The 12,433-nt window shown below is 71.0% G+C and carries 11 protein-coding genes; 5 read left to right on the forward strand and 6 right to left on the reverse strand.

The window, feature by feature from the left end:
• Nucleotides 1–167: 167 nt before the first annotated feature.
• Nucleotides 168–2,930 carry an excinuclease ABC subunit UvrB gene (gene uvrB / locus P9K36_RS05500; protein ID WP_043388682.1) on the forward strand — a complete coding sequence of 921 codons (2,763 nt, stop codon included), beginning with the start codon at nt 168–170 and terminating at the stop codon, nt 2,928–2,930.
• Between the two features lie 15 nt (nt 2,931–2,945).
• On the opposite strand, the gene P9K36_RS05505 is transcribed toward uvrB, so the two are convergent.
• On the reverse strand, nt 2,946–3,158 hold the full coding sequence (locus P9K36_RS05505) for a hypothetical protein (protein WP_043388686.1): 213 nt from the start codon (nt 3,156–3,158) through the stop codon (nt 2,946–2,948).
• A 136-nt stretch (nt 3,159–3,294) separates the two neighbouring features.
• Between P9K36_RS05505 and P9K36_RS05510 the strand changes: the two genes are divergently transcribed.
• From P9K36_RS05510 to P9K36_RS05520, 3 genes are all read left to right on the forward strand, one after another.
• Nucleotides 3,295–3,828 carry an ankyrin repeat domain-containing protein gene (locus P9K36_RS05510; RefSeq protein ID WP_278306630.1) on the forward strand — a complete coding sequence of 178 codons (534 nt, stop codon included), beginning with the start codon at nt 3,295–3,297 and terminating at the stop codon, nt 3,826–3,828.
• A gap of 84 nt (nt 3,829–3,912) precedes the next feature.
• Entirely contained in the window at nt 3,913–5,646 is a 1,734-nt protein-coding gene (locus tag P9K36_RS05515) for a PQQ-binding-like beta-propeller repeat protein (protein ID WP_278307261.1), read from the forward strand.
• A 52-nt stretch (nt 5,647–5,698) separates the two neighbouring features.
• Nucleotides 5,699–6,130: an acyl-CoA thioesterase gene (locus P9K36_RS05520; RefSeq protein ID WP_278306631.1), complete on the forward strand. Its 432-nt coding sequence runs from the start codon at nt 5,699–5,701 to the stop codon at nt 6,128–6,130.
• A gap of 592 nt (nt 6,131–6,722) precedes the next feature.
• Here P9K36_RS05520 and P9K36_RS05525 read toward each other — a convergent pair.
• The 3 genes from P9K36_RS05525 to P9K36_RS05535 form a co-directional block, all read right to left on the reverse strand.
• Nucleotides 6,723–8,048: an O-antigen ligase gene (locus tag P9K36_RS05525; RefSeq protein ID WP_043388693.1), complete on the reverse strand. Its 1,326-nt coding sequence runs from the start codon at nt 8,046–8,048 to the stop codon at nt 6,723–6,725.
• A gap of 126 nt (nt 8,049–8,174) precedes the next feature.
• Nucleotides 8,175–9,077: an alpha/beta hydrolase gene (locus tag P9K36_RS05530; protein ID WP_278306632.1), complete on the reverse strand. Its 903-nt coding sequence runs from the start codon at nt 9,075–9,077 to the stop codon at nt 8,175–8,177.
• 83 nt (nt 9,078–9,160) lie between these two features.
• A complete protein-coding gene (locus tag P9K36_RS05535; protein WP_278306633.1) occupies nt 9,161–10,102 on the reverse strand; it encodes a lytic transglycosylase domain-containing protein in 942 nt (313 codons plus the stop codon).
• Nucleotides 10,103–10,255: 153 nt separating this feature from the next.
• Here P9K36_RS05535 and P9K36_RS05540 point away from each other — a divergent pair, with 153 nt between their 5' ends.
• Nucleotides 10,256–10,855 carry a cysteine hydrolase family protein gene (locus P9K36_RS05540; RefSeq protein WP_043388702.1) on the forward strand — a complete coding sequence of 200 codons (600 nt, stop codon included), beginning with the start codon at nt 10,256–10,258 and terminating at the stop codon, nt 10,853–10,855.
• Between the two features lie 80 nt (nt 10,856–10,935).
• On the opposite strand, the gene P9K36_RS05545 is transcribed toward P9K36_RS05540, so the two are convergent.
• Both P9K36_RS05545 and P9K36_RS05550 read right to left on the reverse strand, forming a co-directional pair.
• Nucleotides 10,936–12,234: a leucine-rich repeat-containing protein kinase family protein gene (locus tag P9K36_RS05545; RefSeq protein ID WP_278306634.1), complete on the reverse strand. Its 1,299-nt coding sequence runs from the start codon at nt 12,232–12,234 to the stop codon at nt 10,936–10,938.
• Between the two features lie 3 nt (nt 12,235–12,237).
• A complete protein-coding gene (locus P9K36_RS05550; RefSeq protein ID WP_043388707.1) occupies nt 12,238–12,429 on the reverse strand; it encodes a DUF1192 domain-containing protein in 192 nt (63 codons plus the stop codon).
• Nucleotides 12,430–12,433 lie beyond the last annotated feature (4 nt).

Genomic DNA, 12,433 nt, shown 5'->3' on the forward strand with positions numbered 1-12,433 from the left:
TCGGCACACCGTGAATTCTACTTAATGGCTGTATTCGCTACGCCTTCTCCAGTGGAAAGGGGTCTCGCCCACCCACCGGTCCGAGGCGCGGGCGGCCTCCCACGGAAGTTGTCAAACTGCACCCGTGCAGGGTTCCTCGGAGCGGGGTCCAGGCCCATATTGTTCTCATGCCAGCACCGAAGAAACCGCGCGCCGCTTCCGTTTCGGCGTCGTCCGCCAAGGCGTCGAAGCCCGAGCTCAAGCCGCTCGACACCTATCTGGCCGAGCTCCTGAACCCGGCGCTCAACCGGAACCGGCCGGCCGCCGTCGAGCCGCCCCCCGAGCCGCCCGCGCGGCCGGGCAAGCCGAAAGGACGAGCCGGCAAGGACGGCACCAAGGCCGCCGCGCGCCGGGGCGCGATCGCCCGCGACGGCTTCGCGGAGGCTCCACAGGCCGGCTACGCCCTCGGCGACGCGGCCGATGTCGATCCGCGCCTCGCCCAGGCGCTCGGCCTGACGCCGCCGGAGGACGGTCCGGTGCCCGAGGGCGCCGACCTGCCGGATCCCGGCGGCGACGGCGGCGCCTCCGCGACGGTGTCGGCCCTGGAGCGGCTGCTCACCGAGGGCAACCCGCTGTTCAAGGACGGCCAGACCTGGGTCCCGCACCGCCCGGAGCGACCGAAGAAATCCGAGGGCGGCGTCCGGTTCACGCTGAAATCCGAGTTCAAGCCCGCCGGTGACCAGCCAAAAGCGATCGCCGAACTCGTCGGCGGCGTGCAGGGACTCGAGCGCGATCAGGTGCTGCTCGGCGTCACCGGCTCGGGCAAGACCTTCACGATGGCCAAGATCATCGAGGAGACCCAGCGCCCGGCCCTGATCCTGGCGCCCAACAAGACGCTGGCCGCGCAACTCTACGGGGAGTTCAAGGCGTTCTTCCCGGACAACGCCGTCGAGTACTTCGTCTCCTACTACGACTATTACCAGCCCGAGGCCTACGTCCCGCGCTCCGACACGTTCATCGAGAAGGAATCCTCGATCAACGAGCAGATCGACCGGATGCGCCACGCCGCCACCCGCGCCCTGCTGGAGCGGGACGACGTCATCATCGTCGCCTCGGTCTCGTGCATCTACGGCATCGGCTCGGTCGAGACCTACACGGCGATGTCGTTCACCGTGTCGCTCGGCGAGCGGATCGAGCAGCGCCAGCTCATCGCCGACCTCGTGGCCCTGCAGTACAAGCGGATCCAGTCGGATTTCGCCCGCGGCACCTTCCGGGTGCGCGGCGATTCCATCGAGCTGTGGCCCGCCCACTTGGAAGACCGCGGCTGGCGCATCGGCCTGTTCGGCGACGAGGTCGAGAGCATCGTCGAGTTCGATCCGCTCACCGGCAAGACGATCTCCGAACTGAAATTCGTGAAGGTCTACGCCAACTCGCACTACGTGACGCCGCGCCCGACGCTGCAGCAGGCGATCAAGGGCATCAAGAACGAGCTGAACGGCCGGATCGAGGAATTGACCAAGATGGGCCGGCTCATCGAGGCGCAGCGCATCGACCAGCGCTGCACCTTCGACATCGAGATGATCGAGGCCACCGGCGCCTGCAACGGCATCGAGAACTATTCCCGCTACCTCACCGGCCGGAAGCCCGGCGAGCCGCCGCCGACCCTGTTCGAGTACCTGCCCGACAACGCCCTGGTCTTCACCGACGAGAGCCACGTCACGGTGCCGCAGATCGGCGGCATGTACCGGGGCGACTTCCGCCGGAAGGCGACGCTCGCCGAATACGGCTTCCGGCTGCCCTCCTGCCTCGACAACCGCCCCCTGCGCTTCGAGGAATGGGACGCGATGCGCCCGCAGACGGTCCACGTCTCGGCGACGCCCGGCAAGTGGGAGATGGAGCAGACGGGGGGCGTCTTCGCCGAGCAGGTGATCCGCCCGACGGGACTCGTCGATCCGGTGATCGAGATCCGCCCGGCCCGCAGCCAGGTCGACGACCTGCTGGGCGAGGTCCGCGAAGTCGCGCAGGCCGGCTACCGGACGCTGGTGACGACGCTCACCAAGCGCATGGCCGAGGACCTCACCGAGTATCTCCACGAGAACAGCGTGCGGGTGCGCTACATGCACTCCGACATCGACACGCTGGAGCGCATCGAGATCATCCGCGACCTGCGGCTCGGCGCCTTCGACGTGCTGATCGGCATCAACCTGCTGCGCGAGGGCCTCGACATCCCGGAATGCGCCCTGGTGGCGATCCTCGACGCCGACAAGGAAGGCTTCCTCCGCTCGGAGACCTCGCTGATCCAGACCATCGGCCGCGCCGCCCGCAACGCCGACGCGCGCTGCATCCTGTACGCGGACAACATCACCGGCTCGATGGAGCGGGCGATGGCCGAGACCGAGCGGCGCCGCACCAAGCAGCTCGCCTACAACGAAGAGCACGGGATCACGCCGCAGAGCGTGAAGCGCGGCATCGCCGACATCCTGAGCAGCGTGTTCGAGCGCGACCACGTCCAGGTCGATACCGGGCTGGCCAAGGACGCGATCACGGTGGGCCACAACCTCAAGGCCGTGATGGCGGATCTGGAGAAGCGCATGCGCGCCGCCGCCGCCGATCTCGACTTCGAGGAGGCAGCCCGCCTGCGCGACGAGCTGAAGCGGCTCCAGGCCACCGAGCTTCTGGTCTCGGACGACCCGATGGCACGACAGAGCGACGTGGAGCGCGAGGCCGGAAAGTTCGGCCGGAAGGCGCCGCGCGGGGCAGGGGGCGCAGGCGGAGGCGGCAGCCGCATCGCCAAGCCCGACCTCGACAATATGGGCCCCGGCACGGACCGGGAGCTTCCGGTGGGCGGCCTCGCGCCGGCCTGGCAGGAGCGGCCGAAGCCGCGCTCGACGCAGGGGCTCGGCGGGCAGAAGCCCAAATACAAGGGCGGCGGCGGACGGCGGCGGGGCTGACCGGCCGCCGTTGGCTCAGGCGGCCTCGTGATCCCGGCCATGCGCCGTCGCGGCCTCGCCGGCATCGACGATGGCCTGGGCGATCCGGACGGCGAGGGCGTTGCAGGCCTCGTCGTAGGCGTGGGGATCGGCCTGTACGGCCGCCTGTGCGACCGCGCCTGCGCGCTCCCGGACGATGTCGCGCGCGGTGCGCAAGGCGTCGGCGAAGGGCTCGAAGGGTCGGGGCATCGGCGCGCTCCGGAAGCGTCGGGCCTTTGGCCCGGATTGGCGGCTGGAACGAGCAGCGCCCCGAAACTGTTCCCGCCGCCGCTGGACGTGGACGCCGGACCGGCCCAGATCAGCGGCCAGAAGAGACGAGCACGCGATGGCCTCAGAGACGAACACGCCCCCGACCCTCGATGACGAGACCCTGGCCTTCGCCGCCCGCGTCTTCCAGTACGCGCGGATGGGCCATGCGGAGGACCTCGCCGACCTGTTCGGGCAGGGGCTGCCGGCGAACCTGCGCAACGACAAGGGCGACAGCCTGCTGATGCTGGCCGCCTATAACGGCCAGGCGGACGCCACGCGGGTGATCCTGGAGGCCGGCGGCGACCCGGAACTCGCCAATGACCGTGGCCAGACGCCCCTCGCCGGCGCGGCCTTCAAGAACGAGCTCGCGATCGCGCAGCTCCTGCTCCAGCACGGGGCCAGGGTGGACGGGACCGGCGACGGCACCCGCACGGCCCTGATGACGGCGGCGATGTTCGACCGCACCGAGATGGTCGACCTGCTCCTCCGCCACGGCGCCGACCCGGACCGGCGCGACGCCTCCGGACAGAGCGCCGCCGACATGGCCCGGGCAATGGGTGCCCAGGCGACGCCGGCGCAGCTCGACGGGGCGCCCCGGAGGCAGGCTTAGGCTCACACTCAGAAACGGATCCAGGCGGGCGCGACTGTCGCCGCACAAGGGAGCACAGCTTTGGCGCGATGGATTGGGGCGGTCCTGCTGGCCTGCTTTGCGGGACCGGCGTCCCTCGGGTCGACCTCCGCCGCTGAATCGCCCTGGCCGGCCTTCGGACACGATCCGAGCAACCGCAACTTCTCCGACCTGACCCAGATCGACCGCGACACTGTCGGTCGGCTGCGCCCCGCCTGGATCTTTCAGACCGGAATCACCGGATACTTCCAGGCCCAGCCCGTGATGGTGGACGGCACCCTCTTCGTCTCCACGACGCAGAACAACGTCGCGGCCCTCGACGCGAAGACCGGCAAGCCCGTCTGGACCTACACCCACAAGCCGCGCACCGAGAAGATCTTCGGACCGCCCTCGAACCGCGGGGTGGCGGTGTCGGGGGGTCTCGTCTTCGAGGCGACCATGGACGGGCGGCTGATCGCCCTCGACGCGAAGACCGGCAGGATCGTCTGGGACAAGGAGGCGGTCCGCCCTGAGGAGGGCGAGAGCGAGACCGCCTCGGGCCTCGCCGCGACGCTCGGCGGCAAGCCCGTCCAGGGCTCGAGCCGCCTCGGCTTCAAGATGCCGCCGCTGGTTGCCGACGGGCTCGTGATCGTCGGCGTCACCGGCGCCGGATACGGCCTCCACATCGAGGACGAGGCGGGCGGCCTCGATGGCGGCGCCGTCGTCGGCATCGAGGGCGGGTACGGGCGACGCGGCTGGCTCGCGGCCTACGACGCGAAGACCGGCGAGGAACGCTGGCGCTGGTACGTCACGCCGTCCGAGGGTTGGGAGGGGGGCTTCGTCGCCCAGACCGCCGACGGCACGCCGCTCCACCGGGACATCGCCGCCGAGAAGGCCGCCGCTCCGGCCAACCGCGACGCTTGGCGCGTCGGCGGCGGCTCCCTCTGGATGACGCCGGCCTATGATCCGGATCTCGGCCTGATCTTCCTCGGCACCGGCAACCCGGCCCCGCAGAATTTCGGCCTCTCGCGTCCGGGCGACAACCTCTACACGATGTGCCTCGTGGCCCTCGACGTGAAGACCGGCGCGCTGCGCTGGTACTACCAGCAGGTGCCGCACGACGAATGGGGCTACGACGTCGCCGCGCCGCCCTTCCTGCTCGACATGCCCGGTGGCGCGAAGGCGGTGGCTTCGGCAAGCAAGACCGGCTGGATCTACGTCCACGACCGCGCCACGGGGACGCTCCTGGCGCGGTCCGCGCCGCTCGTCGATCAGAAGAACCTGTTCGCGCCGCCGACGCCGCAGGGCACCGTGGTGGCGCCCGGTCCCCTCGGCGCGGTCTCGTGGCCGCCCACCGCCTATGACGGCCGGCGCGCCTACCTTCAGGTCCGCCACGGGGCGACGACCTACACGGTGAAGACCGTTCCGGCAGCTGCCGGGCGTCCGGAGATCCGCTACACGGAGACGGGCGAGGCGAAGGGCGAGGCGTCCTTCAGCACGCTGACGGCGGTCGACCTCGTGGAGGGCGGCAGGATCGCCTGGTCGGTCCGCGGGGGGAGCCGTCTCTCCGGAGGGACCCTGGCGACGGCCGGCGGCCTCGTCTTCTCGGGAGAGGAGGACGGCCATCTCGACGCCCACGATGCGAAGGACGGCCGGATTCTCTGGCGCTTCCAGTGCGGGGCCGGCATCAGCGGCCCGGCGATGACCTACGCGCTGGACGGCAAGCAATACCTCGCGGTGGCGGCGGGCGGCGCCTCCTTCACCAAGGCATCCGGGTTCGGCACCGGCGACGCATTGCTGGTCTTCGCGCTGCCCGATTGACCGCGACCGAGCTTGGCCGGATGTCTCCCGTCCGTTCGGGGGACGGATGGCCATGGCGGACCTGTGCGAAGACATCGGGGGCGGGGCGACGGTCCAGCCGACGGATCGCGGTCCGCCGGTCATCCGCACCATCGCGATGCCCGCCGACACCAACCCCGCCGGCGACATCTTCGGCGGCTGGCTCATGGCACAGATGGATCTCGCGGCCGGCAACATCGCGGCCCGCCGGGCACGGGGACGCTGCGCCACCCTCGCGGTCGACGCGATCACCTTCCACCACCCGGTCTTCGTGGGCGACGAGGTGAGCCTCTATGCGTGGCTCCTGAGGGTCGGGCGCTCCTCCCTGCGCATCCAGGTCGAGGTCTGGCGGCGCGAACGGGCGAGCGAGGTCACCATGAAGGTGACCGAAGCGACCTTCACCTTCGTGGCGATCGGCGAGGACCGGCGCCCGCGGCCGGTGCCGCCGGCCGAATCCGGGCTCTGATCCGGTTTCGAGGACGGGAGCGGGGCGTCCTTCAGCGACGCGGCGGGATCCTCGGCGCCTGAGAGGACCGGCGCGGATCCGGACCGGTAGCGTGCGCCCGAAGGTCAGCGTTCTATGCGCGCGGGCGATTTGCCGATCCGGGACCGTATCGGATCGGTGCCGGACGGCCGCAGCCCTGTCATCGCGGGCCGTGAGACCGTGGCGACCGTTGAAGCGCCGGGAAACATGCGCCTCGGTGGCGAAGCCGCACCGATACGCCAAGGCGCCGATCGGCATGTGGAGGCAGGCCGGGTCGGATCGACGTCCCTCTCCGGGCGCGAGAGAGGTAGTTCCAGGAACCGTCCGGGCTGTCGGCGTCCGACGCGACGCCGACAGCCCGTCGATCCGGCAGGACGATCCCGCCCGGAGCCTGAACCGAGCGCCGGTCGGCAGGGCGAGCCACATCCATCCTGCGCCGATCCCGCAGGGAGGTCGCCAAGCGGCTGCATCTCGGTCGCGAGGACGGCATTCCGTGCGCGTCCCGCGTCCGGCGGCGATACGCGTGGGATGGCGAAGCGCCGAGGGTCGGGGACGATCGGGCGGCGGATCCGCCTCAGCGCGCCAGGACGGCGTAGCGGGTGCGCAGGCGCAGGCCGAACACCGCCATCATGAACATGCAGCAGGTGGCGTTGTTACCGTTGTAGAGCACCGTCTCGAAGGAGGCCGAGACCAGCCCGAGAAACCACAGCCGCAGGAACAGCATGGTCTCCGCGTCGAGGCGCATTCCGCCGGCCACGCGCTGCAGGTCGCGCACCGGGGCGAGGACGAAGGCCACCACGGTGAGCGCGAGGAACGGCAGGCCGCCGATCAGCGCGGTGTCGAGATAGGCGTTGTGGGCATGGTCGACGGTGGTGACCCAGGTCAGCTCCTCGGAGCCGGCGTACATGGTGCGTTCGGTCATCCAGAAGGCGCCGATGCCCCAGCCGCGCCAGGGCCGGATCATGATGTTGTCGATGGCGAACTGCCAGATCTCGCTGCGGCCCGTGAAGGTCGCGTCGGTGAGCAGCGCCCCCACTGCGTCCTGGATCGGCGGCGCGAGCACGGAGCCGATGGAGATCAGCGAGAACCCGATCACGGGGCCGAGGAGCAGCAGGCGCCGCAGGAACCCGCCGGTGAGGACCTGGCACAGGCCGGTGACGGCGAGGATCACCGGAAGGAGCAGGATCGCGGTCTTCGAGCCGCTCGCCACCAGGAAGCCGGCCGCCAGGAGCACGATCGCCCAGCCGAGCAGACGGCTCGCGACGGTGGCGACGTAGAGGCCGACGATCACCAGGATCACCATGGCTGCCCCGGCCTCGTTCTTCTGCGGGAAGATTCCGCGCCAGAGACCGGGATGGCTGGGATCGGAATTGACGTCGAAGGCCGAGTGGATCGCGAGATTGGGCACGAGGGCGACCGCGAGGTAGGAGCCGAGCACGATCACCAGGGCGGATCCGGCCATGGTCAGCGCCAACTGCCGGGGGGATCGGGCCACGATCAGCACGCCTGCCGAGAGCATCGCCGCGATGGCGAACAGGACGAGCCGCCGCAGCGACAGGCTGGGCTCGATCGACAGGAGCGCCGTCGCCCCGAGCCAGACGGCACAGAGGACGAGGGGGCGCGTCAGCAGCGGATGAAGGTGCCGGACGCCAATCCGGTGGATCGCCGCGGCCATGGCGGCACCGGCGCCGAGAAACAGGACCTGCGTCAGCAGGCTTCCATCCTCGGAGGCCGCGAGCATCGACCGATCCGACAGATCCTTCAGCCAGACGTGGTTCCAGAGCAGGACGAAGACGAACCCGTTCAGGAGCACGCGCAGCACGTCGGGCATGTCCCGGCCCGCGACGCCGCGCTGCCGCCCGTCGGCTGGGATCCCGATCGCCGCGTCCGCAGAAGCCATGCCGTCCCACCGCGAGGCCGCGCCGTGCGGCCGAGACCATTCTAGCGGCCCGCGGGTCCGGGGCGATGGAAAATCAGACGTTCCGGCCGACGATCGCGCGATAACCTTGACGTAAGCCCGAAGCGATCAGCGCCGCATCGTGTACTGCGAGCGGCCGGCGGATTGCCGCATCAGGAACGAGGCCATCTCGGCGAGTTCCGGGGCCTTGGAGCGGAAGGTGACGGACAGCGCCAGCAACGTGTCCTTATGATCGAGCCCCGAATAGATCCGCTCCTGGACCGGGACGTGCTCGGCCCGCAGCTTGGCGGCGAGGCTGACCGTGTGCCGCGGCTTCACCACCGTGTCGGCGTCTCCGGTCGCCAGGAAGGCGGGGGGCGAGAGCGGGCCCGCGAAGGCCACCGGCTGCGTTGCCTCCGGATCGGGAGCCTTCCCGAACACCTTCACGGTGGTGTCCTGATCGAACGGCAGGAAATCGTAGGGTCCGGACAGGCCCGCGACCGCCTTGATGACCTTGGGATCGATTCCGGCGGCGATCACGTAGCGCGGGTCCAGGCCGAGCATCACCGCGTTGTAGGCCCCGGCCGAGTGGCCGGCGAGGACGATCCGGCGCGGATCGCCGCCATAGCCCGCGATGTTGTCGCGCACCCAGGCGATGGCCGCCGCGCCATCCTCCAGGAAGCCGGGAAACGGCGCCTCCGGGTAGAGCCGATAGTCGGGCAGCACCGTGACGAAGCCCTGCGCGGCGAGCGCGTGCCCGACGAAGGCGTAATCGTCCTTGGAGCCGCTCTGCCAGGAGCCGCCGTAGAAGAACACGAGGACCGGCGCATTCTCGGCGGCCGCCGTCGGGACGTAGACATCGAGGTGCCGCCGCGGCCCTTCGCCGAAGGGCTGGTCCTTCGCGGCGAGGCGCCCCCCCGGATCGCGCGGGCCGATCGCGTCGAACAGGGCGAGCGGCGAGGCAGCGGTGAAGCCGAACGCGGCGAGCCCGAGACAGAGGAGGCTAGCAAACGCGGTGAGGAGGCGTGTCATATCCCATCCGGTTATCCCGACCGGCTCATACCGCACCGCCCTCGGGGCGGATTGATGACGGTCCCGCGGCGGATCGTGGAAAATCAGGTCCGCAGGACGATGCAGGCGCCCCCGACCTTGCGGATGCGGCCGCACAGGTCGTCGGCCGCCTGCCGGCTCTGCGCCGGGATGCGGATCCGGTAGAAGGCGCGGGTGCCGCGGTTGCGCAGGCGGGTACCGATGATCATCGGCCGCACCTCGCCGATCACCCCCGCATAAGCGCTCCGCGCCCGGTTGAAGCTCTGGAGCGCCAGCGCCTTGGAGAAGTTGCCCGCGAGCTGGATCCCCCAGGGAGCGGCCGGTCCCTCGTTGAGGCCGAGGGCGAAGCGGTCGCCGCGGGACGGGACGCGCAGGCTGGCGGTCACCTGCAGGCAGGTCTGCGGTGCCTCCGGATGGGCCTCCTTCGCGTCCTTCGCGTCCTTCGCGTCCTTGCCCTCGGGCTTGGCGGGTGCACCGCCCTCCGGGTACTCGATCGCCTTGGCGGGCCCGGTCCGCCAATCGTCCACCGGCCGGCCCGTGATGACCGCCACGTAGGTCCGTGTCTCGGCGGGCAGGCCGCCATCGCCGGCGAGCCATTTGCTGACCCGCGCGGCGCCACCGTTATAGGCTGCGGCCGCGAGACCGAGATTGCCGAACTGGGACTTCAGATCGGACAGCAGATGGGCTGCGTGCGGGATCGCCTGCTCGGGATCGAACGGATCGAGGAGGCCGCGCTCCCGTGCCGTTCCCGGCATGAATTGCGCGATGCCCTGCGCCCCGGCCGGACTCACGACCCCCACGCGAAAGCTGCTCTCGCGCCAGATCAGGCGCGTCAGAAACGGCACCGGCAGGCCACGGGCCTTGGCGGATTCATCGATCAGGCGGCACAGGGCCTGCTCGACGGTCTCGGTCGCCCCTTCGGACGGGGCGGCCGCGGCCGGATGCGCGCAGGCGAGGGCGAGGAGCAGGGCGCCGAGGCGCAGGGGCGGGGCAATCACGCCGCGCATGTAGCGACCTGCGGGTACGGATCAATCCAGACCGTCAACCTTCCCGTGCGGTTCGGACGGTACACCTTTGCGCTATGGCGCTTCCGGGCCGGTCCGTCGTAGCGTCCCGACATTCGAGCGCCCCACCAAGGCGGCGCCATGGGAGATGCGCCGATGTCCGATCTGGCAACCCTGCGCGGCCTGTCCGGCCTGAGCCCCGCGCCGGCCCCGCTCACGGGCTCCGCTCTGGTGATGATCGACCTGCAGCAGACCTATCGCGAGGGCGTCATGCGGCTCGAGGGCGTCGAGCCTGCGCTCCGCGAGGCCGCGGGCCTGCTGAAGCGGGCGCGCGACGCGGGGATCCCGGTGATCCATGTCCGCCACAATGCCGGGCCGGGAACGCCCTACGATGTGACCGCGCCGATCGGCCAGATCAGCCCGGAGGTGGCGCCGCAGGGCGACGAGCCGGTGATCACCAAGGCCTATCCGAGTTCCTTCGTGGGCACGGACCTGCAGGCACGCCTCCAGGAAGCCGGCGTGCAGGACGTCATCCTGGCGGGATTCATGACGCATATGTGCGTCAATTCCACCGCCCGGAGCGCCTTCAACCTCGGGTTCCGTCCCACCGTCGTGGCCGCCGCCACGGCGACGCGGGATCTTCCCGGGCCGGACGGACACGTGGTGCCGGCAGCCCAGCTCCAGGCCGCGAGCCTCGCCGCACTCGGCGATCTGTTCGCCGTGATCGCGCGCGGGCAGGGCGACATCCCGGACTGACGCCGTGGGAACAAGGCTCCCGCTCCGCAGAGCCCGCGCGGTATCCGCCTGAAGCGGCGGCACGGCCGAATCCGCCGGGATCAGGACTGGAGCCGGTCGATCTCGTCGATCACCGCGTCGAGCGCCGGCCGCCCGTCGGGATCCGGCTGCATACAGGCCTGCGCCAGAGCCCGCAGAGTCTCCGGCGGCGTCGCGCAACGATCGAGCAGCTCATCGATCAGGATGCCGACGGCGCGCACCTCGACCCGCGCCAGCACCGCGCCGCCCTGTCCGTCCGGGAGCGCCGAGGCGGCACCGAAATCGCTGAGCACGGCGGCGCCGGTTGCGGCATCCCACAGGGTGTTGTGGGCATACACGTCGCCGTGGAGCAGCCCGCGCCCGTGCAGATGGGTCACCGCCTCCGCGACCGAGCGGGCGATCCGCAGGGCCTTAGCCGGCTCCAGCCGTAGGCTCGGATCGTAGACGTCGCGGCTGCAACTCGCGAGGCTCGGCGGGCCGGCGAGCACCCGCCAGTGCGACGGGAGAAGCCGGAGCAGCAGCCCCTGGACGCCGGCAGGGTGATCGTGGAGCCGGCCCAGCGCACCGGTAAGCGCCGGATGCGTGCCGGCAGCGAGACAGGCCTCCATCTCCCGCTCGGGCAGGCCGTCGCTGGTCATGGCGCCCTTGAACAGCTTCAGGGCGACATCCTGCGCGGCGATAGGACCGCGCCAAGCCGCGCGGAAGACGCGGCCCGACGCGCCCTCACCGAGTTGATCGCCGACGTCCAGGTCCGCCCACGGCACGCGCGGCGCGTCCGCGGGCTCGGAGGCCGGCTCGGCGGGATTGCCCGCGTAGGCGACCCAGGCGAGGCGCGGAAGGGTGCCGAGCCAGGGCGGCAGCGCTTCGAGCCGGTTGCAGGAGAGCCGGATCAGCTCGACACGCGCCGCGCCCGCGAAGCTGTCCGGCAGCGCCGCGATCCGGTTCCCCGACAGCATCAGCTTCTGGAGCAACGGCCGCTCGCCGAGGGCGGCGGGCAGCTCCGCGATCGCGTTGTCGGTCAGCGTCAGCCAGCGCAGGTCGCGCGGCAGCGACTCCGCCGGGACTTCGCGGATGCCGCAGCCGCGGAAGCCCAACTGGCTGAGCGCGGGGCAGGCGCCGAGCACCGGCGGCAGGCGTGGGAACGGATTGCCGGAGCAGAACAGCACGCGCAGGCGGTGGAGGCGGCCGAAATCGTCCGGCAGGTCGGCGAGGTCGCCCCGGCCGAGATCCAGCACCTCCAGCGTGTCGGCGAGGGCGAAAACCTCGCGCGGCACCGCCGTCAGCCCGTCGGGCAGCCGCAGCTCCCGCGCGCCGCCGAGATCGCCGCGCCGCAGGGCGGCGAGGGTTTCGCTCCGGTCCAAGCTTCAGCTCCGCTTGAAGAAAGCGTCGGCCGCGCCCTGCGCCGCCTGCTTGGCGGCCCGCGCCGCCTCGAGACGGGCGATCTCGGCGCGCAGGAGCGCAACGCGCGCGTCGAGATCCCCGAGGGAGAGCGTGTCGAGGGGCTGCCCGATCTCGTGGGCAACGGCCTTGCGCGGCCGGTCGTCGTCGTCCCGCACGTCG

The sequence above is a fragment of the Methylobacterium sp. 391_Methyba4 genome (assembly GCF_029691625.1).
Taxonomy (GTDB): domain Bacteria; phylum Pseudomonadota; class Alphaproteobacteria; order Rhizobiales; family Beijerinckiaceae; genus Methylobacterium; species Methylobacterium fujisawaense.

What these genes read in the sequence shown, in the direction of transcription:
- P9K36_RS05535 (WP_278306633.1), bottom strand. Translation starts at nt 10,102, where the DNA reads ATGCGCGGCGTGATTGCCCCGCCCCTGCGCCTCGGCGCCCTGCTCCTC.
- uvrB (WP_043388682.1), top strand. Translation starts at nt 168, where the DNA reads ATGCCAGCACCGAAGAAACCGCGCGCCGCTTCCGTTTCGGCGTCGTCC.
- P9K36_RS05525 (WP_043388693.1), bottom strand. Translation starts at nt 8,048, where the DNA reads ATGGCTTCTGCGGACGCGGCGATCGGGATCCCAGCCGACGGGCGGCAG.
- P9K36_RS05510 (WP_278306630.1), top strand. Translation starts at nt 3,295, where the DNA reads ATGGCCTCAGAGACGAACACGCCCCCGACCCTCGATGACGAGACCCTG.
- P9K36_RS05540 (WP_043388702.1), top strand. Translation starts at nt 10,256, where the DNA reads ATGTCCGATCTGGCAACCCTGCGCGGCCTGTCCGGCCTGAGCCCCGCG.
- P9K36_RS05530 (WP_278306632.1), bottom strand. Translation starts at nt 9,077, where the DNA reads ATGACACGCCTCCTCACCGCGTTTGCTAGCCTCCTCTGTCTCGGGCTC.
- P9K36_RS05520 (WP_278306631.1), top strand. Translation starts at nt 5,699, where the DNA reads ATGGCGGACCTGTGCGAAGACATCGGGGGCGGGGCGACGGTCCAGCCG.
- P9K36_RS05505 (WP_043388686.1), bottom strand. Translation starts at nt 3,158, where the DNA reads ATGCCCCGACCCTTCGAGCCCTTCGCCGACGCCTTGCGCACCGCGCGC.